16 protein-coding genes are annotated in these 17,061 nt (G+C 65.3%); 11 read left to right on the forward strand and 5 right to left on the reverse strand.

Annotation, left to right across the window (positions count from 1 at the left end):
* The first annotated feature begins 22 nt into the window (after positions 1-22).
* The 4 genes from gcvPB to G5C33_RS04745 all read left to right on the forward strand — a co-directional run bounded on the left by gcvPB (position 23) and on the right by G5C33_RS04745 (position 3,184).
* Positions 23-1,606 (forward strand): aminomethyl-transferring glycine dehydrogenase subunit GcvPB, encoded by a 1,584-nt coding sequence (gene gcvPB, locus G5C33_RS04730; RefSeq protein WP_165326159.1) that lies wholly within the window; start codon positions 23-25, stop codon positions 1,604-1,606.
* Positions 1,607-1,612: 6 nt separating this feature from the next.
* A complete protein-coding gene (locus tag G5C33_RS04735; RefSeq protein WP_165326160.1) occupies positions 1,613-1,972 on the forward strand; it encodes a carboxymuconolactone decarboxylase family protein in 360 nt (119 codons plus the stop codon).
* Between the two features lie 72 nt (positions 1,973-2,044).
* Complete coding sequence (locus G5C33_RS04740; RefSeq protein ID WP_165326161.1) at positions 2,045-2,563, forward strand: CcdC protein domain-containing protein; 519 nt, start codon at positions 2,045-2,047, stop codon at positions 2,561-2,563.
* Between the two features lie 27 nt (positions 2,564-2,590).
* Positions 2,591-3,184, forward strand: coding sequence for a DUF938 domain-containing protein (locus G5C33_RS04745; protein ID WP_165326162.1), 594 nt, complete (start codon positions 2,591-2,593; stop codon positions 3,182-3,184).
* Here the strand turns inward: G5C33_RS04745 and G5C33_RS04750 are convergent.
* A complete protein-coding gene (locus G5C33_RS04750; protein ID WP_165326163.1) occupies positions 3,169-4,092 on the reverse strand; it encodes a DMT family transporter in 924 nt (307 codons plus the stop codon). The genes G5C33_RS04745 and G5C33_RS04750 overlap by 16 nt on opposite strands.
* Positions 4,093-4,213: 121 nt before the next feature.
* Between G5C33_RS04750 and proS the strand changes: the two genes are divergently transcribed.
* Positions 4,214-5,749: a proline--tRNA ligase gene (gene proS, locus G5C33_RS04755; protein WP_165326164.1), complete on the forward strand. Its 1,536-nt coding sequence runs from the start codon at positions 4,214-4,216 to the stop codon at positions 5,747-5,749.
* A gap of 558 nt (positions 5,750-6,307) precedes the next feature.
* On the opposite strand, the gene G5C33_RS04760 is transcribed toward proS, so the two are convergent.
* Entirely contained in the window at positions 6,308-7,294 is a 987-nt protein-coding gene (locus tag G5C33_RS04760; protein ID WP_165326165.1) for an AraC family transcriptional regulator, read from the reverse strand.
* A gap of 177 nt (positions 7,295-7,471) precedes the next feature.
* On the opposite strand from G5C33_RS04760, the gene G5C33_RS04765 reads away from it, so the two are divergent.
* From G5C33_RS04765 to G5C33_RS04780, 4 genes are read left to right on the forward strand one after another with little or no spacing between them, the layout of a single operon-like run.
* Complete coding sequence (locus G5C33_RS04765; protein WP_165326166.1) at positions 7,472-7,918, forward strand: hypothetical protein; 447 nt, start codon at positions 7,472-7,474, stop codon at positions 7,916-7,918.
* Positions 7,919-7,975: 57 nt separating this feature from the next.
* The gene (locus G5C33_RS04770) at positions 7,976-10,327 is read left to right on the forward strand and encodes a ribonuclease R family protein (protein ID WP_165326167.1); all 2,352 of its coding nucleotides are present in this window, start codon (positions 7,976-7,978) and stop codon (positions 10,325-10,327) included.
* 14 nt (positions 10,328-10,341) lie between these two features.
* A complete protein-coding gene (locus G5C33_RS04775; RefSeq protein WP_165326168.1) occupies positions 10,342-10,671 on the forward strand; it encodes a hypothetical protein in 330 nt (109 codons plus the stop codon).
* A gap of 60 nt (positions 10,672-10,731) precedes the next feature.
* Positions 10,732-11,256, forward strand: coding sequence for a zinc metalloprotease (locus tag G5C33_RS04780; RefSeq protein WP_165326169.1), 525 nt, complete (start codon positions 10,732-10,734; stop codon positions 11,254-11,256).
* Between the two features lie 4 nt (positions 11,257-11,260).
* On the opposite strand, the gene G5C33_RS04785 is transcribed toward G5C33_RS04780, so the two are convergent.
* A complete protein-coding gene (locus tag G5C33_RS04785) occupies positions 11,261-12,436 on the reverse strand; it encodes a saccharopine dehydrogenase family protein (RefSeq protein WP_165326170.1) in 1,176 nt (391 codons plus the stop codon).
* A gap of 171 nt (positions 12,437-12,607) precedes the next feature.
* Complete coding sequence (locus G5C33_RS04790) at positions 12,608-12,778, reverse strand: YdcH family protein (protein ID WP_165326171.1); 171 nt, start codon at positions 12,776-12,778, stop codon at positions 12,608-12,610.
* 129 nt (positions 12,779-12,907) lie between these two features.
* Between G5C33_RS04790 and G5C33_RS04795 the strand changes: the two genes are divergently transcribed.
* Positions 12,908-13,834, forward strand: coding sequence for a hydrogen peroxide-inducible genes activator (locus G5C33_RS04795; RefSeq protein WP_165326172.1), 927 nt, complete (start codon positions 12,908-12,910; stop codon positions 13,832-13,834).
* Here G5C33_RS04795 and G5C33_RS04800 read toward each other — a convergent pair.
* A complete protein-coding gene (locus G5C33_RS04800; RefSeq protein ID WP_165326173.1) occupies positions 13,818-15,623 on the reverse strand; it encodes an ABC transporter transmembrane domain-containing protein in 1,806 nt (601 codons plus the stop codon). The two genes, G5C33_RS04795 and G5C33_RS04800, sit on opposite strands and share 17 nt — an antisense overlap.
* Positions 15,624-15,840: 217 nt before the next feature.
* Between G5C33_RS04800 and G5C33_RS04805 the strand changes: the two genes are divergently transcribed.
* Positions 15,841-17,061, forward strand: a complete 1,221-nt coding sequence (locus G5C33_RS04805) for a polyhydroxyalkanoate depolymerase (protein ID WP_165326174.1) — start codon at positions 15,841-15,843, stop codon at positions 17,059-17,061.

Here is a 17,061-nt window from a genome sequence, read left to right on the forward strand (position 1 = left end):
GAACATCTCACGAGGCATTGGCATGACCATCAACCAGAGCGGATGGCGCCCCACAATGGGCAATTCGGGGGACGAAGTGGCGGAAGTCGAAGGCGCGACCTTCACCGGCAATCGCGCGCTGATGCTGGAAGAACCGCTGATCTTCGAACGCGGATCGGTCGACGTCACCGGCGTCGATATCGAGGACGCGCCGAAAGTCGCCTCGCGGCTCGGCGGGCTGGAGCGCAATCGCGACATCGGGCTGCCCGGCCTCTCCGAGCCGGAAACGGTGCGCCACTATACGCGGCTGTCGCGTCAGAATTACGCGATCGACCTCGGTCTTTTCCCATTGGGAAGCTGCACGATGAAGCACAACCCGCGGCTCAACGAGCGCGTCGCGCGGATGCCGGGCTTTGCCGATGTCCACCCGCTCCAGCCGGTCGATACAGTGCAGGGCGCCTTTGCGGTGGTCGATGAACTGGCCGACTGGCTGCTCAAGCTCACCAACATGACGAGCATCGCGATGTCGCCCAAGGCAGGCGCGCATGGCGAGCTGTGCGGCGTGCTGTGCATCAAGTCTGCGCTCGAAAAGCGTGGCGATACCGAGCGCAAAATCGTGCTCGTTCCCGAGAGCGCGCACGGTACCAATCCTGCGACGGCGGCATTTGCCGGGTTCAAGGTCGAGAATATCCCGGCGACGCCCGAGGGCCGCGTCGATCTGGAGGCGCTCAAGGCGCGGCTGGGGCCGGACGTGGCGGGGGTGATGATCACCAACCCCAATACCTGCGGCCTGTTCGAACGCGACATGAAGGCGATTTCGGACGCGGTGCATGACGCGGGCGGCTATGTTTATTGCGACGGCGCCAATTTCAACGCGATCGTCGGCCGGGTGCGGCCGGGCGATCTCGGCATCGACGCGATGCACATCAACTTGCACAAGACCTTCTCGACGCCGCATGGCGGCGGCGGACCGGGGTCGGGACCGGTGGTACTGTCCGAAGCGCTCGCGCCCTTCGCGCCCCTGCCGTTCGTCACGCGCCAGGCGGACGGTTCGCTGCACCTTGTCGAGGAAGAGACGGTCGGCGAGGACCATCCCGACAGTTTCGGGCGGATGACGGCATTCCACGGCCAGATGGGCATGTTCACGCGCGCGCTTACCTATATCCTCAGCCACGGTGCCGACGGATTGCGGCAAGTGGCGGAGGACAGCGTGCTCAACGCCAATTACATCCTGCGCAGCCTGGAGGATGTACTCGAAGCGCCGTTCGGCCCGTCGGGGCCGTGCATGCACGAAGCGATCTTCTCCGACGCGGGGCTGGCCGAGGGCTTTTCGACGCTCGACATCGCCAAGGCGCTGATCGATGAGGGCTTTCACCCGATGACCATGTATTTCCCGCTGGTCGTCCACGGCGCGATGCTGATCGAACCGACCGAGACCGAGAGCAAGGGCTCGCTCGACCAGTTTATCGGCGCGCTGCGCTCGGTGGCCGGGCGCGCCAAGGCGGGTGACGAGACGCTCAAGTCCGCCCCGCATTTCGCGCCGCGGCGTCGGCTCGACGAAACCCAGGCGGCGCGCAAGCCGATGCTGGTGTGGAAGGACCCGGTTCAGGCCGAGGCAGCGGAGTAAGGCACGATGGTGGACGCGGATCGCGCGCAAAAGGGTCGCGAGACCTTCCGGTCGGTGATCGGCCGCGATCTGCCCGAGCGCGCGCCGAGCCCGTTCACCGACGCGGCGCGCGACTTCGTCTTCGCCGAAGTGTGGAGCCGCCCCGGGCTCGACCGGCGCTCGCGGCTGTGGATCACGCTGTCCTGCGTCGCGGCGGCGGGCGCGCCGACCGCGATCCGCACCTATCTCCACGCGGCGCTCGACAGCGGCGAAGTGACGATGGAGGAATTGCGCGAATTCGTGCTGCAATTCGCCGTGTTCCAGGGCTTTCCCAAGGCCGCCGAGATCGAACAGGCGCTCCATGCCGTCGCTGCCGAGCGGGGCTAGCGAAACTGCGTATTGCGGCTCAGGGTGCTCCGGCGCATCGCCCGGGGCAAACGTAAATTCGGTGATCGCCCAATGAACGAACAACAGGTCAGCCAACTCGTCACCTATGTCGTAACGGCGATAGTCGTCGGCGTTATCCTCTATTTCCGCATGCGCAGGATGAGCAGACAGCGGCCGTTGCGAGTCGAGCGTCTGTGGATCTTTCCGGCGATTTTCGCTGCCGTCGCCGCCTATCTCTATGCCACGCACCCGCCGCACGGCATGGGCTGGGCCTGGTGTCTGATCGCGCTGATCGTCGGCGCAGCGGCAGGGTGGCAATGGGGGCGGCTGATGCGCATCCATGTCGATCCTGAAACCCATGCGCTCAATCAGTCGCAATCGCCCTTCGCGATCCTGTTCCTGCTGGGGCTGGTGGCGATCCGCATCGGATCGCGGGCGATGCTGATGAACGGCGTGACGTTGGGCGGCGACGCGATGCTTGTCACCGACGTGCTGATCGCCTTCGCGCTGGGGCTGTTCGTGACGCAGCGGCTGGAAATGTATCTGCGCGCCAACCGCATGCTCGAGGAAGCGCGCGCCTCGGTTTCCTGAGGCGACCGAGGCGGCTATGTCCGGGCGATGACTGAAGAACGCCGCCACGCCCCCGCGACGCTGCGCAATCGCGAGCCGATCGCCGATATACTCGCCGACGCGCTGCCCGCCACCGGCACCGTGCTCGAAATCGCCAGCGGGAGCGGCGAGCATTGCGCCTATTTCGCAAGGCGTTTTCCCGATCTGCGCTGGCTGCCGAGCGACGGCGACCGCGAGGCGCTTGCCTCGATCGCGGCATGGTGCGGCGATTGCGCCAATGTGGCGGCGCCGGTGCTGCTCGATGCCGCCGGGGATTGGCCCGAGCTGGCGGCGGATGCGATATTCTGTTCGAACATGGTCCATATCAGCCCCTGGGAAGCGACGCTGGGCCTGTTCGACGGGGCGGCCGGCGTGCTTTCCGCCGGTGCGCCGCTGATCCTCTACGGTCCCTATCTGCGTGCCGACGTGCCGACCGCGCCTTCCAACCTCGCCTTTGACGAAAGCCTCAAGGCGCGTGATTCGCGCTGGGGCATTCGCGCGCTGGAGGCCGTTGACGCAGTCGCGGCCGACAAGGGATTCGCACGGGCGGCGCTGGTCGAAATGCCCGCCAACAACCTGACCCTCGTCTATCGCAAGGCCTGATTTTCCTCCTCCGCCAAAGCCGCCGATTCCTGCCGCGCCCGCAGCCGTTCGCGCCACACGATATAGAGTCCGCTGGCGATGATTACCGGCGCGCCGAGCCAGGTATAGGGCGAGGGGAGCATCCCGAAGAGCAGCCAGCCATAGAGCGTCGCCCAGATCAGGCTCGAATAGTCCATCGGTACCACCACCGACACCGGCGCGTACCGCAGCGCCGCGGTGAGCGCGATCTGCCCCGCGCCGCCGACCAGCCCGATGCCGACCAGGATCGCCCAGGTGAGCGGGTCATGTGCCTGCATGCCGTAGAGAAACGGGCCGATCAGGATCGGCATCGACAGGGTCGAGAACCAGAATACGGTCGTCCCGGCGCTTTCGGTCTGGCCTATCTGGCGCAGCAATATCGCGACGATCGCCACCAGAAATGCCGCCGTCAGCCCCACCGCCGCGCCCGACAGCGGGATATGCGCGCTGCCCGGCTGCGCCACGATCAGCACGCCGAGGAACCCGGCGATCACCGCGCCCCAGCGATGCCAGCCGGTCGGCTCCTTCAGGAGCAGCGCGCCCAATATCGTCGCGAAGATCGGCACGGTGAACTGGAAGGTCGTTGCTTCGGCGAGCGGCAGCAGGATCACGGCGCCGAAATTGAACACCATGCCGATCAGCCCAACAATCGTGCGGCGCAGATGCGCGCCGAATCGCTGGGTGCGGATCGTGTGCAGCCCGGCGCCGGCAGCGAGGAAGACCAGCACCAGCGGAATCGCGAAAAGCTGGCGAAAGAACAGCGCCTCGACCAGCCCCGCGCCGCGGCTTTCGGCCAGCTTGATCAGCGCCGCCATCGACGCGAGACAGAAGATCGCGAGCAGGCGCAATGCAATGCCGGCAAGGATGCGGTCGGGTGCGGGTTGAGTCACGCAAGGGCGCCTATCGCATTTTGTGCAGTGCGGAAACGGCACGGTCAGCTGAAACCTGCGAAGCGTGAGCGCTCGCAGGGGCTTTGACTTGCGGCAACGACTCGCTATCGGCGGAATCCTGATGGTGAAACACGCTCTTCCGGTCACGCGCGCGCAGGATTTCGCGCAATGGTATCAAACCGTGATTTCCGAAGCCGACATGGCCGAGGAATCCGGGGTTCGCGGATGCATGGTCATCCGCCCCTGGGGCTTCGGCATCTGGGAACGGATGCAGCGGCTGCTCGACGATCGCATCCGTGCAACGGGGCATGAGAATTGCTATTTCCCGCTGTTCATCCCGCTTTCCTATTTCGAGAAGGAAGCCGAGCATGTCGAAGGCTTCGCCAAGGAAATGGCGGTCGTCACGCATCACCGGCTGATCCCGGACGGCAAGGGCGGGCTGATGCCCGATCCCGAGGCGAAGCTGGAAGAGCCGCTGATCGTGCGCCCGACGTCGGAAACGGTGATCGGGTCGGCGTTCGCGCGCTGGATCCAGAGCTGGCGCGACCTGCCGGTGCTGATCAACCAATGGGCGAACGTCGTTCGCTGGGAAATGCGCACGCGCATGTTCCTGCGCACCAGCGAGTTTCTGTGGCAGGAAGGCCATACCGCGCACGCCACCGAGGAAGAGGCGCGCTACGAAACGCTGACGATGCTCGAGGTGTATCGCAGCTTCGCCGAGGATTGCGTCGCGATGCCGGTGATCGCGGGCGAGAAGCCGGAGAATGAGCGCTTCCCGGGCGCGGTCGGCACCTGGTCGATCGAGGCGATGATGCAGGACGGCAAGGCGCTGCAGGCGGGGACCAGCCATTTTCTCGGCACCAATTTCGCCAAGGCGCAGAATATCCGTTTCCAGAATGCCGAGGGCCAGTTCGAACTGGCGCAGACGACCAGCTGGGGCATGTCGACGCGGATGATCGGCGGGCTGATCATGACGCATGGCGACGACGATGGTCTGCGCGTGCCGCCGCGCATCGCGCCGTGGCAGGTGGTGATCGTGCCGATGCTGCGCGACACGCCCGACGATGCGACGCTGATCGAATATTGCCGCGATATCCAGCGCAGTATCAGCCACCTGACCGCGCTGGGCGAGCCGGTGCGCGTGCTGATGGACGTCAAGCCGGTCAAGGCGGCGACCAAGCGCTGGGGCTGGGTGAAGAAGGGCGCGCCGATCATCCTGGAGGTCGGCGGCCGCGACATGGCGGGCAGCAACGTGTCGGTGTTGCGCCGCGACCAGCTCTATCGCGACGACGGCAAGCTCAATTCGAGCATCGTCAATCGCGACGAATTCATCGACCAGGTCCCCGAACTGCTCGAGAACATCCAGACCGGCCTGCATCAGGAAGCCCGCGCCCGGCTGCGCGCCAACATCGTCCGCGCGACGAGCCGCGAGGAAGTGTCGCTGCGCTTCGCCGAAAAGGGCGATTTCAACGGCTGGGTCGAAGTGCCCTGGTGCCGTGCGACCGGCGAGGATCTCGAAGAGATCGTCAAGTGGCTCAAGTCCCTGAAGCTTACCTTCCGCAACGTGCCCGAACATAGCGACAAGACCGAAGGCCCCTGTTTCTTCTACCCCGACCGCCCGGCGGTGGAGCGGATCCTGATCGCGCGGGCTTATTGAGCGAAGACCGACGGGCGGCTGCGCTCCATCCATTCCTCCCCCGCCAGGGGGAGGGGGACCGCCGAAGGCGGTGGAGGGGGCGGACAGAGTGCTCGTTTCCCATGTCCCGCAACCTCCCCCTCCGACGCGCTTTGCGCGCCACCTCCCCCTTGCGGGGGAGGATGATTGCTTAGTAACCAGCCGTTCGTCCTGAGTAGCCGCTGAGCGAAGCCGAAGACCCGTATCGAAGGGCCCTTCGATACGGGTCTTCGCTAGGCCTTCGGCTGTTCAGCCCCAACTCAGGGCAAACGGAGCGGGGTGGTTGACCCCGTTTGGTGCCAGCGTTGGTCCGTTCGCCTCATTCCCCAAAACCCACGCATTTCCGTGCCAAGTTCGCACCGGTTCGCACCAACACGCGCGCGGACGCGCCCGCAGGCGCGCCCGCGTGAGGCGCGCAGTATAGCGGAACATGCATGGATCGGGGGGTGTAGGACAGGGGATTTTGTCCCCGAGGCAGGGGAGTTGTCGCTCTCCAATGATTTGTGGTGTTCGCTTTGGTCCTGGCGGTGGGCACCGCGATCAGAGACGCGGACTATCCTGTTTTCTCCGTCGATAGCTTCTCGGAGACATGCCAGACCATCGATGGAAGGCGCGAGCGAAGGCGGTTCGATCCGAAAAACCCAGCAGATAGGCCGCTTCCTCTATCGAAATCTTGCCGCCGTCGAGATAGCTGCAGGCGAGACGCTGTCTTAGCCCGTCGAGCAACGCAGCGAAGCTTGTGCCCTCGGCGCGAAGACGTCGATATAGCGTTTGTCGGCTAACGCCCATTTCCCGTGCGATCGTAGCGATACCATGATCGCCGGTATGCAATCGGGCAGCCAGCAGCGATTCGATCTGGCCGGTCAATCGGTCGTTACCGCCTAGTTGCGAGAGTTGCGCATCGGCATGATCGCAAAGGATCCCGAAGACATAACGTGGAGCCTGTGCGACACGGTAATCGGCCCATGCTGCGTCCATTCGCATCGCGTTTTCAGTGCAGCCAAAATCGACCGGCGCCCCAAAAATGCGCGCATATTCGCGCGGGTCGGCAGGTATTGGCCGCGTCAGCCGGACGTGGTGCACGAATGTCGACTGGGAAAAAGCGCGAACACCGCACACCATGAAGGCGAATGCTGCCTCGACCAGTTCGTGAAAATCATCCGGGGGCACCAGCGAGTCAATCAGCCACAGGCCATCCTCGCGGTGTTCAAGTCTGTACCGCTCGCGACGCTCGCCCGGATCAACGACAAGCCGTCCATAACGATTTATCTGGGCGAAGGCATCGCGCATGGTGGGCGATGCGAGGGTGATCAGCCCCACCACCGAAAAACGAGACAGGTCGCGACGTTCGGCAAAGTGCAGCGCAATCGCTGGGTCGCCACAGGCATTCTTTGCAGCCTCCACCAGCAAGCGATACTTGCCGACAGGGATACGCGCGTCGTGATCGGCAAGCTCGGCGGTGGCGATATCGGCAGTTGCCTGCAACAATGCCGCATCAGCACCATTGTCGGCGGCGAACTCCAGCATGCCCTGAACGACGCCTGCCGCGATTGTAGAGATAGTCAGCTCTGTCTCCGTGCAACCAAATGTCACGATTGTGCGACAGCCTGCCATAGAAGTCACGATGATTGTACTGCATCGCTAAAACACTGAATTTTGCCAGGCGAGACGCAGTCATCGGGTAGCAGAGCAGGGAGCAGCAGCATGCGCGATCAAACGGTACCATTTCTTCCCAAATATCGACGCTATGGGCTGATCCTGCTGTATGGGCTCACAGCGGTGTTGCTGGGCAGTGATGTCTGGCCCGCGATACTCGGTGCGGACGCGCAGACCGATCCGATCCGGGGAATCGCGCTGAGTATCTGGGGCACGTTTTCGCTGCTGGCGGTGCTCGGCATCCGGTATCCGGAACGGATGTTGCCGCTCCTCTTTGCCCAGTTCACGTACAAGGTGATCTGGCTCTGCGCTTTTGCCCTGCCGCGGTGGCGCGCCGGTACGCTTGATCCAAGCACCGATGGCCTGTTTCACAGCATGGCAATAGGGCTCGGGTTCGATCTGGTGCTTGTCCCGTGGATATTCGTGGCGCGAAGCTATTTTGCTCGGTTCTTTGTGTTCGGCTCTGATCATGCCCGTGGAGCGGAACCCGGTTAAGCTGCTGAATGGTGCTTTCCCCGTGACGCGCCGCCTCTGCGCCCCTACATCTCTGCGATGCCCAAACACCCCGGCCTGCCGACGCGGCAGCAGATCATCGATTTTGTCACCAACAGCGATCAGCCCGCGGGCAAGCGCGAGATTGCGCGTGCCTTTGGCCTGCGCGGGAATGACAAGATCGCGTTGAAGGCGCTGCTCAAGGACATGGCCGACGAAGGGCTGCTCGACAGCGCGCCGGGCCGCGCGTTCCACAAGATGGGCGGGCTGCCCAAGGTGACGGTGTTGCGCATCGTCGACATTGATGGCGACACGGTGTGGGCGCAGCCGGAGCGTTGGGAGGCCGAGGGCATTCCCGAGCCGCGGGTGCGGGTGCGTGAGCGCGGCAAGCGTTCGGCGCTGGGCGTCGGCGATCGCATCCTTGCGCGGACCGAAGAGGCCGGAAATGGCTGGATCGCGCATCCGATGAAGAAGCTTGCGCCCGGCGCGGCGCTGATGCTTGGCGTGCTGCATGAAGAGGGCGGCAAGCTGTGGCTGCAGGGAGTGGAGAAGAAGGAGCGGCGCGACTTTCCCGTGTCCGATGCGGGCGATGCCGAGCCCGGCGACTTGGTGCTCGCCGAAAAGGCCGGGCGTCCGCCGCGCGTCACTGCGCGCGTCACCGAACGGCTGGGCGACCCGTTCGAGCCGCGCAGCTTCTCGCTGATCGCGATCCACAAGCATGAAATCCCGCATGTCTTTTCCGACGAGCTGATCGCCGAGGCCGAGCGGGTGGCGAAGCAGGATTTGGGCGAGAAGCGCGAGGATTTGCGCCATCTCCCCATCGTCGCGATCGATCCGGCGGATGCGCGCGACCATGACGATGCGATCTGGGCGGCGCGCGACGATGATCCGAAGAATGACGGCGGGTGGAAGGCGATTGTCGCGATCGCCGACGTGAGCTTTTACGTCCGCCCCGGCTCGCTGCTCGACAAGGAAGCCAAGAAGCGCGGCAACAGCGTCTATTTTCCCGACCGGGTGGTGCCGATGCTGCCGGAGGTGCTTTCGGCGGATGTGTGTTCGCTGAAGGAAGGCGCCGATCGCGCGGCGATGGTGTGCCATCTTCAGGTCGACAAGGACGGCAATCTCAAGCGCTGGCGCTTTACCCGCGCGGTGATCCGCGTGGCGGGGAATATCGCCTATGAGGACGCGCAGGCGGCGATGGATGCGCGTACCCCCCCTCCCGCAGGCGGGAGGGGGCCGGGGGGTGGGCCCGCGCTATCCGCTGACGATGGTGTTGGGGATGGGCCGGGTGCCCACCCCCCGACCCCCTCCCGCAAGCGGGAGGGGGAGGTTGATCCCGAACTCGTCGAAACCGCGCTGGTGCCGCTTTGGGAATGCTGGCGCGCGCTCAACAAGGCGCGCGATCGGCGCAATCCGCTCGATCTCGATTTGCCCGAGCGGCGGATCGTGCTCGACGAACTGGGGCGCATCCTCTCGGTCGCGCCGCGCGAGCGGCTCGATGCGCACAAGCTGGTCGAGGATTATATGATCGCGGCGAATGTCGCGGCGGCCAAGGCGCTCGAGGAGCGCAAGAGCGCCGTGATGTATCGCATCCACGAGCCGCCGGGGCGCGAGAAGCTGGTCGCGCTCAAGGACTATCTCAAGACCTTCGATATCGATTTCGCGCTGGGGCAGGTGATCCGTCCTGCGACCTTCAATCATATCCTCGACAAGGTGAAGGAGCATGACGGACGCGAGGAGATCATGCAGCAGGTGCTGCGCACGCAGACCCAGGCCTATTACGGGCCGCAAAATGCCGGGCATTTCGGGCTGGCGCTGGGGAGCTATGCGCATTTCACCTCGCCCATTCGCCGCTATGCCGATCTGATCGTCCATCGCTCGCTCACCTATGCCTATGATCTCGGCCCCGGCGCGCTGACGGCGGAAGAGGCGGCGGGGATGGACCGGATCGGCGAGACGATCAGCCAGCATGAGCGCCGCGCGATGGAGGCCGAGCGCGATACGGTCGACCGCTATGTCGCGGCCTATCTTTCGCAGCATGTCGGCACGGTGATGGAGACGCGGATCACCGGGGTGCAGAATTTCGGCTTCTTCGCGACGGTCGACGGGATCGGCGGCGACGGGCTGGTGCCCGCGCGCGACCTGGGCCGCGAATATTTCCGCTATGACGAGGCCGGGCAACGGCTGGTCGGCGAGGATAGCGGCGAGGAATTCAAGCTGGGGCAGCGGCTGCCGCTCAAGCTGGTCGAGGCCAATCCGGTGTCGGGCGCGCTACGGTTCGAACTGCCCGATGGCAAGGGATCGGCGGGCGGTCCGCCGCGCGGCGGGCGCGGGGGCAAGAACGGTCCCAAGCGCCAGATCAAGCGGCGCGGGCGGCCGGCGAATATCCGCCATCAGGGGCGCAAGCGGTAACAGAAGGAAGTCCTATGTCCGGCATTGGAGCATCGACTGCGGCAGCATCGGCGGGAGTGGCAGCGCAGAAGATCGAGCGCGCAATCCTCGCGCGCTTCGAGGATGCCGAGGCGTTCAGCGGGCGCAAGGCAATCCTGTTCGAGCCGCAGGGACGGCAGGAGGCGCGCATCTTCGCCCGGCTTCGCAAGGCGCGGGCGATCCGCGACACGGGCGCGGGGCGCCACTATTTCGATCGCGAAACCTATCAGAACCATCTTGCCGATCGCAGGCGCGGGGGAATGCTGGTGGCTGGGGCGTTCATCGCGCTTGCCGTGATCGGCGTAGTGGTCGCCAGCGCCAACTAAAGGCGTGACCTTCGCGCAGTAGTGCATTAGTGAAGCAATACACTATCTGCCGGGGGCCTCATGATTCAGTTCGGTATTCGTTTCTTCCTCATCCTCGTCCTCACCTTCGTGGTGCATGAGGCGGCGCATGCGCTGGCGGGGCTGGCGATGGGATTTCCGGTCGAGATCGGGCTGAATCACGTCCGCCCAGTGGGCGCCGTGCCGCCCGACGCGACGCAGGCGATGCTGATTTCGGCAGCCGGGCCGGCGGTCACGGTGGCCATCGCGCTGATCGCGCTGGCGACGATGCGGAACAGCGTCACCGGCTTCCTGATCATCCTGGCGGCATTTCTCTGTCGCGCGATGGCGAGCGTGGTGTCGCTGTGGAACGCCAATGACGAGATGCGGATTTCCGAATCGCTCGGTATCGGCGCATGGACGCTGCCGATCGCCGTCACGCTGCTGCTCGGCGTGCTGGTGTGGCTCGCCGCGAAGGGCAAGCCGTTCGCCGCGCGCCACTGGCGGGTGCTCTATTACAGTGGGTCGCTGGGGCTGGCCGCAGTCGTCGGCGCGGACATGGTGTTGCCGCGCCTGACGATCGGATAGCGCGCTATCCCTCGATCGTGATCGTGACGCCGGCATTTTCCGCCAGCCGCTTGCGCAGCGTTTCGGGCATCAGCCCGCCGGCGGTCCAGAGGCCGGGCTTCGCGACGCCGTCCTGAATCAGGCACAGCGCGGATTCGGTGATCATCTTGCTGGTCGAGCCATAGCCGGGATCGCGATCGCCCTTGACGACCGACCGGATGCGCTGCCCGTCGGGCATTTCGGCGATGAACCAGAGTTCGTAAAAGCCGCTGTCGCGCTCTTCCCTGCTCGGGCCTTCGCCGGGCTTGGGACCGCCTTCGCCGCCGATCTGCGGCGCCTTGGCGATCGCTTCGGCGGCGGCTTTCGCGGCTTCGCCGATGCCCGGCGCGATCATCATCTCGTCATAGACGAAGTCGGCGCCATAGGGCTTGCCCGCGAGGAAGTTGGATCGGTGGACATTCTTGGTGTTGATCGTCGCCATCATGAACGGCGCGACCCAGCCGCCGACGGCATCGTCATGGTGCGGCAGCATCCCCTTGGGCTGATCGGGGCCGGTGAAGCCCGGCGTGAGCGCGAAGGGATCGAGCATCAGCTTGAGGATCGCGGGGTCCTTCGCCGCCGCCGCCATCGTCGCCCGGGCACTCGCCGCGGTGCCGCCGGAGAAAGTGCCCTTCATTGCCTTGATCCGGCCCTTCACGCGCGGCGCAGGCTTGCCGAAACGGTCGATGCATTCGCGTTCGACCGCCCAGACGCCGAGATCGAAGGGGATCGAATCGAAGCCGCAGGAAAAGACGATGCACGCGCCGCTCGCCTTTGCCGCGTCCTCATGCGCGTCGATCATGTGGCGCATCCAGGCGGGCTCGCCCGACAAGTCGACATAGTGCGTGCCGTTGGCGGCGCAGGCCGCGACGAGTTCGCTGCCGTGCAGCTGATAGGGGCCGACAGTGGTGATCACCGCGCGCGTGCGCTTCACCATGTCGCGCAGCGCGGCGGGGTCACTCGAATCGGCGGTCACCAGCGGCGTGTCGGCGGGCGCGCCGAGTTCGTCGCGCACTGCCTCCAGCTTGGTCAGCGAGCGGCCCGCCATCGCCCATTTGTGGCCCGATGCGGCATGGCGTTCGAGAATATATTCGGCCACCAGCCGACCGGTAAACCCGGTGGCGCCATAGACGATCAGGTCAAATTCGCGTGCGTCGGCCATGTTTCCTCTCCTCCCGTTGCGTACCGTGGCTTCCAATCACCGGAAACCAACGAAGCAATCGGCTTTGCGTTCTCCATACCCGAAGGTTGAAGCCGAGGAACAGCCGCAGTTACGAAAAAGGGGGTGAGGTGCGGCGCGCGGACTGGGGGAGGGCGCGCCGCACCTCGGGGATCAGCCGGGAATGGCAACCCGGCGTTGAAGTGCCGCAATCTCGTCCTTCAGCCGCAGGCGGATGCGCTTGAGGGTCTTCATCTCCTCCTGCCGATTGGCGGCGCGGCAATTGTCGATCAGGCGGTTGAGGCGACGATGCCGCCGGCTGAGATCATTGAGGCGATCCTTCATTCCCAACTCCATCTTACAGGTGCTTTCTGATGAGCACGCGAGGAATGTGCGGAAAGACGGGACGAAGCGCCAATTGAAAGCGAAGGCACATTTCGATAGATTTTGTCTATCGACCGAGGAGCGCCGCGCGTGCCTACCCTGCGACAGCTCGAATATCTGGTGGCAGTGGCCGATGCGAAGCATTTCGGCCGCGCGGCGGCAGCAGTGAATGTCTCGCAGCCGACGCTCAGCCAGCAATTGCGCACGCTGGAGGCGCGGCTCGGCGTCGTGCTGATCGAACGCGGCGACAGCCCGGTACAGCTGACGCCGATCGGGCGCGAAATCGCCCAGCGCGCGCGGCAGATACTGATCGGTGTCGATGATGTGCGCGGGCTGGCCAAGCGCGCGGTTTCGGGGCTGGCGGGCGCGATCCGGTTCGGCGTCACGCCGACGCTCGGCCCCTATCTGATGCCGGCGGTGGTCGCGTCGCTCCACGGCGAATATCGCGACATGCGGCTGTTCATGCGCGAGGGGATTCCCGACGAGCAACTCGCCGATCTGCGGCGCGGCGCGCTCGACATGCTGCTCGCGCCGTTGCCGGTTAGCGGCGCGGACCTCCATATCGAGCCGCTGTTCCGCGAGCCTTTATGCCTGGTCGCCGCGCCCGATAATGCGCTGTTCGCCAAGCCGAGGCTGCGCAAGGCCGATATGGCCGGGGTGGGAGTGCTCAGCCTCGATCCGCGGCATCATTTCCATCGCCAGGCCGTGGAAATCTGCGGCGATCTGAATGCCGAGCTGCTGCGCGATTATGAAGGGACCAGCCTCGACAGCCTGCGCCAGATGGCGGGATCGGGGATCGGGCTGGCGATTCTGCCCGAGCTTTACCTGCGTTCCGAAGTCGGCGGCGAGGATATGGTGCGCCGGCTCGACATCGCCGACTGGTCGGCGGAACGCTCGATTGCGGCGGTGTGGCGACGCGGCGCGGCCTGGGCGGACAGCTATCGCATGATCGCACAGGCCATCGCCGCGCAGGCGCATGCGATGATGGGGACGAAGGACGCTATGCCGCTTCGCTGAACTGGAGCGAAGCGAGGCGGGCATAGAGGCCGCCGCGTTCGACCAGCTCGCCATGCGTGCCGGTTTCGACGATGCGGCCTTCGTCCATCACGATGATCCGCCCCGCCGCGCGCACGGTGGCGAGGCGGTGGGCGATGACGAGCGTGGTGCGGTTCTCCATCAACCGTTCGAGCGCGTCCTGTACCAGCCGTTCGCCTTCGGCATCGAGCGCGCTCGTCGCTTCGTCGAGCAGCAGGATCGGCGAATCGCGCAGCAGCGCGCGGGCGATCGCAACACGCTGACGCTGCCCGCCCGAAAGCCGCGCGCCGCCTTCGCCGAGAAAGGTGTCGAGCCCTTGCGGAAGCGCGCGGAGGAAATCGGCGGCGTTGGCGGCTTCGGCGGCTTCCCACAAGGCGGCGTCGCTCGCGTCCCATTTGCCGTAGCGCAGATTGTCGCGGGCCGAAGCCGCGAAGATCACGGTTTCCTGCGGCACCATCGCGATGCGCCCGCGCAGATCGCTCAGATCGGCGCGCTGGAGCGGAACGCCGTCGATGCGGACTTCGCCCGCCTGCGGATCGTAGAAACGCTGGAGCAGCGCGAACAGCGTCGATTTGCCCGCCCCTGAGGGGCCGACCAGCGCGACCGTTTCGCCCGGCGCGACCGACAGATCGAAATCGGTGAGCGCGGCACTGTCCGGCCGCGTCGGATAGCGGAACGTGACGCCGCTGAAATCGATCGCGCCGCGTGGCGGCTGCGGCAGCGGCACCGGATCGGCGGGCGGGGCGATGTCGGGCTCGACTGCGATCAGTTCGCCCAGCCGTGCGGCGGCACCCGCGGCGCGCAATATGTCGCCATAGACTTCGGTCAACGCACCGAACGACCCGGTCACGAGCCCCGCAGTGATGACGAAGGCCGTGATCGCGCCGCTGGAAATGCGGCCGCTGGCGACGCCCGAAACCGCGTCCCACATGATCAGCGTGATTCCGCCGAACAGCATGAAGATGACCAGCGCGGTCATGATCGCACGCACCAGCGCGCGGCGACGCGCGGTCGCAAAGCCGCGATCGACGGCTGCATCGAAGCGCCCGGCCTCGCGGTCTTCCTGTCCGAAGGCCTGGACGATGCGCATCGCGCCCAGCGTTTCGGCGGCCATCGCCCCGATATCGGCAACGCGATCCTGGCTCGATCGCGACAATTTGCGCACCTGCCCGCCCAGCACGACCATCGGCAGGATGATCAGCGGGATGCCGATCAGCATATAGGCGGCGATCGCGGGTGCGAGCGCGAAGAGATACAGGATGCCGCCGATTCCGATCAGCAGGTTGCGCAGCGCCACCGACACCGTCGATCCGACGATCTGTTCGACGATCGCCGTGTCCGATGTCAGCCGCGAGGCGATTTCCGACGGGCGGTTTTCCTCGAACCATTGCGGCGGCAGGCGCAGCAGGTTGCGGTGCACCGCGCCGCGTATGTCCGCCACGCCGCGTTCGGCAACCCAGGTGACGCTGTAGAAGCGAACGGCAGTCGCGATCGCGAGGATGAAGACGACGAATAGCAGTTCGCGGAAATAGCGTCCGATGCTCGACAGATCGGCCCCCAGCGTGAAACCGTGATCGACGACCAGCTGGAAGGTGCGCGGGATCCACAAGGTAGCCGCCGCCGACACGATCAGCGCTACCAATGCGATCAGCAGCTGCAGCGGATAGCGGCGCGTGAACCCCCAGATGACGCGCAGATTGCCGAGCTTGCGGCCTTTGGCGCGGCTTGCGGCTTCGGCGGATTGGGGCGGGATATCGGTGGCGTCGCTCATGGGGCTTGCGCCCTAGCGCGGATGCGGGCGGGAGGGAACCGGGGGTGCGATGGTAGCTCCTCTCCCTGGAAGGGAGGGGCGGATTCTCTTTCTCGTATCGTTTCGGCGCGCTTGCCGGTCCGCTCCGTAAGCCCCCGACGTTGCACTGCACAATCGGCCTGCGTATAGCGGATCGGGCCGCCGTCGCTCTGTCCCGGCGCTGCGAAGAAGGATGGCCATGCTTTACAATGCGTATGAAATTCAGCGGCAGATGCTGGCCGGAGCCAGCGCGCTGGCGAATTTCAGCGCGGGTCTGCTGCAGAACCCGTCGAACCCCTTCGCCTATTTCGGCGGCGGGCCGGTACTCGCATCCGCGCTCGAGGTTTTCGCGCATGCCGCCGCGCCGCGCGGCAAGCCCGAATTCGGGCTCGACCATACTGAGGTCAACGGCAAGAAGGTGGAGGTTTCCGAGGAAATCATACTGCGCAAGCCGTTCGGCCAGCTCAAGCGCTTCGTCCGCAAGGGGGTGAAGGGCGGCCCCAAGCTGCTGATCGTCGCGCCGATGTCGGGGCATTTCGCCACGCTGCTGCGCGGCACGGTCGAGCGGATGCTGCCGGTCGCGGATGTGTATATCACCGACTGGCGCGATGCGAAGCTGGTGCCGATGCACGAGGGGCGCTTCGATCTGGACGATTATATCGACTATCTGATCGAATTCCTCGAAACGATCGGCGAGAACACGCATATCCTCGCCGTCTGCCAGCCTTCGGTGCCGGCCTATGCCGCCGCGGCGGTGATGAGCGCGGACAAGCATCCCTGCCGCCCGAGCACGCTCACCATGATGGGCGGGCCGATCGACACGCGCGAGGCGCCGACATCGGTCAACACGCTGGCGACCGAGCGGCCCTATGCCTGGTTCGAGCAGAATGTGATCGCCACGGTGCCGATGACTTATCCGGGCGCGGGACGGCGCGTCTATCCGGGCTTTTTGCAGCTCGCGGGCTTCATGTCGATGAACCTCGGCAGCCACATGGTCAGCCATTGGGAGATGTTCAAACATCTCGTCCAGGGCGACGGCGACAGCGCCGAAGCGACGATGAGTTTCTACGACGAATATCGCTCGGTGTGCGATATGACCGCCGAATTCTACCTGCAGACGATCGACGCGGTTTTCCAGTCGCACGCGCTGCCCAAGGGGGAATTGCTGCATCGCGGCAAGCGCGTCGATCCCGGCGCGATCACCGATGTCGCGCTGCTCGCGATCGAAGGCGAGCGCGACGATATTTCGGGGCTGGGCCAGACCAAGGCGGCGCTCAAGATCGCGACCAGCCTGCCCGACGCCATGAAGCAGTATCACATGGCCAAGGGCGTGGGGCATTACGGCATCTTCCACGGCTCCAAATGGCGCACGCGGATCGCGCCGGTGCTGGAAAAGTGGATGATGACGCACGGCGGGTGA

The sequence above is a fragment of the Sphingosinithalassobacter tenebrarum genome (assembly GCF_011057975.1).
In the GTDB taxonomy this organism is placed as follows: Bacteria; Pseudomonadota; Alphaproteobacteria; order Sphingomonadales; family Sphingomonadaceae; genus Sphingomonas; species Sphingomonas tenebrarum.

Excerpts from the sequence above, each read along its gene's own strand:
- gcvPB (WP_165326159.1), top strand. The coding sequence starts at position 23 with ATGACCATCAACCAGAGCGGATGGCGCCCCACAATGGGCAATTCGGGG.
- G5C33_RS04735 (WP_165326160.1), top strand. The coding sequence starts at position 1,613 with ATGGTGGACGCGGATCGCGCGCAAAAGGGTCGCGAGACCTTCCGGTCG.
- G5C33_RS04740 (WP_165326161.1), top strand. The coding sequence starts at position 2,045 with ATGAACGAACAACAGGTCAGCCAACTCGTCACCTATGTCGTAACGGCG.
- G5C33_RS04745 (WP_165326162.1), top strand. The coding sequence starts at position 2,591 with ATGACTGAAGAACGCCGCCACGCCCCCGCGACGCTGCGCAATCGCGAG.
- proS (WP_165326164.1), top strand. The coding sequence starts at position 4,214 with ATGGTGAAACACGCTCTTCCGGTCACGCGCGCGCAGGATTTCGCGCAA.
- G5C33_RS04760 (WP_165326165.1), bottom strand. The coding sequence starts at position 7,294 with ATGCTGGAGTTCGCCGCCGACAATGGTGCTGATGCGGCATTGTTGCAG.
- G5C33_RS04765 (WP_165326166.1), top strand. The coding sequence starts at position 7,472 with ATGCGCGATCAAACGGTACCATTTCTTCCCAAATATCGACGCTATGGG.
- G5C33_RS04770 (WP_165326167.1), top strand. The coding sequence starts at position 7,976 with ATGCCCAAACACCCCGGCCTGCCGACGCGGCAGCAGATCATCGATTTT.
- G5C33_RS04775 (WP_165326168.1), top strand. The coding sequence starts at position 10,342 with ATGTCCGGCATTGGAGCATCGACTGCGGCAGCATCGGCGGGAGTGGCA.
- G5C33_RS04780 (WP_165326169.1), top strand. The coding sequence starts at position 10,732 with ATGATTCAGTTCGGTATTCGTTTCTTCCTCATCCTCGTCCTCACCTTC.
- G5C33_RS04785 (WP_165326170.1), bottom strand. The coding sequence starts at position 12,436 with ATGGCCGACGCACGCGAATTTGACCTGATCGTCTATGGCGCCACCGGG.
- G5C33_RS04790 (WP_165326171.1), bottom strand. The coding sequence starts at position 12,778 with ATGAAGGATCGCCTCAATGATCTCAGCCGGCGGCATCGTCGCCTCAAC.
- G5C33_RS04800 (WP_165326173.1), bottom strand. The coding sequence starts at position 15,623 with ATGAGCGACGCCACCGATATCCCGCCCCAATCCGCCGAAGCCGCAAGC.
- G5C33_RS04805 (WP_165326174.1), top strand. The coding sequence starts at position 15,841 with ATGCTTTACAATGCGTATGAAATTCAGCGGCAGATGCTGGCCGGAGCC.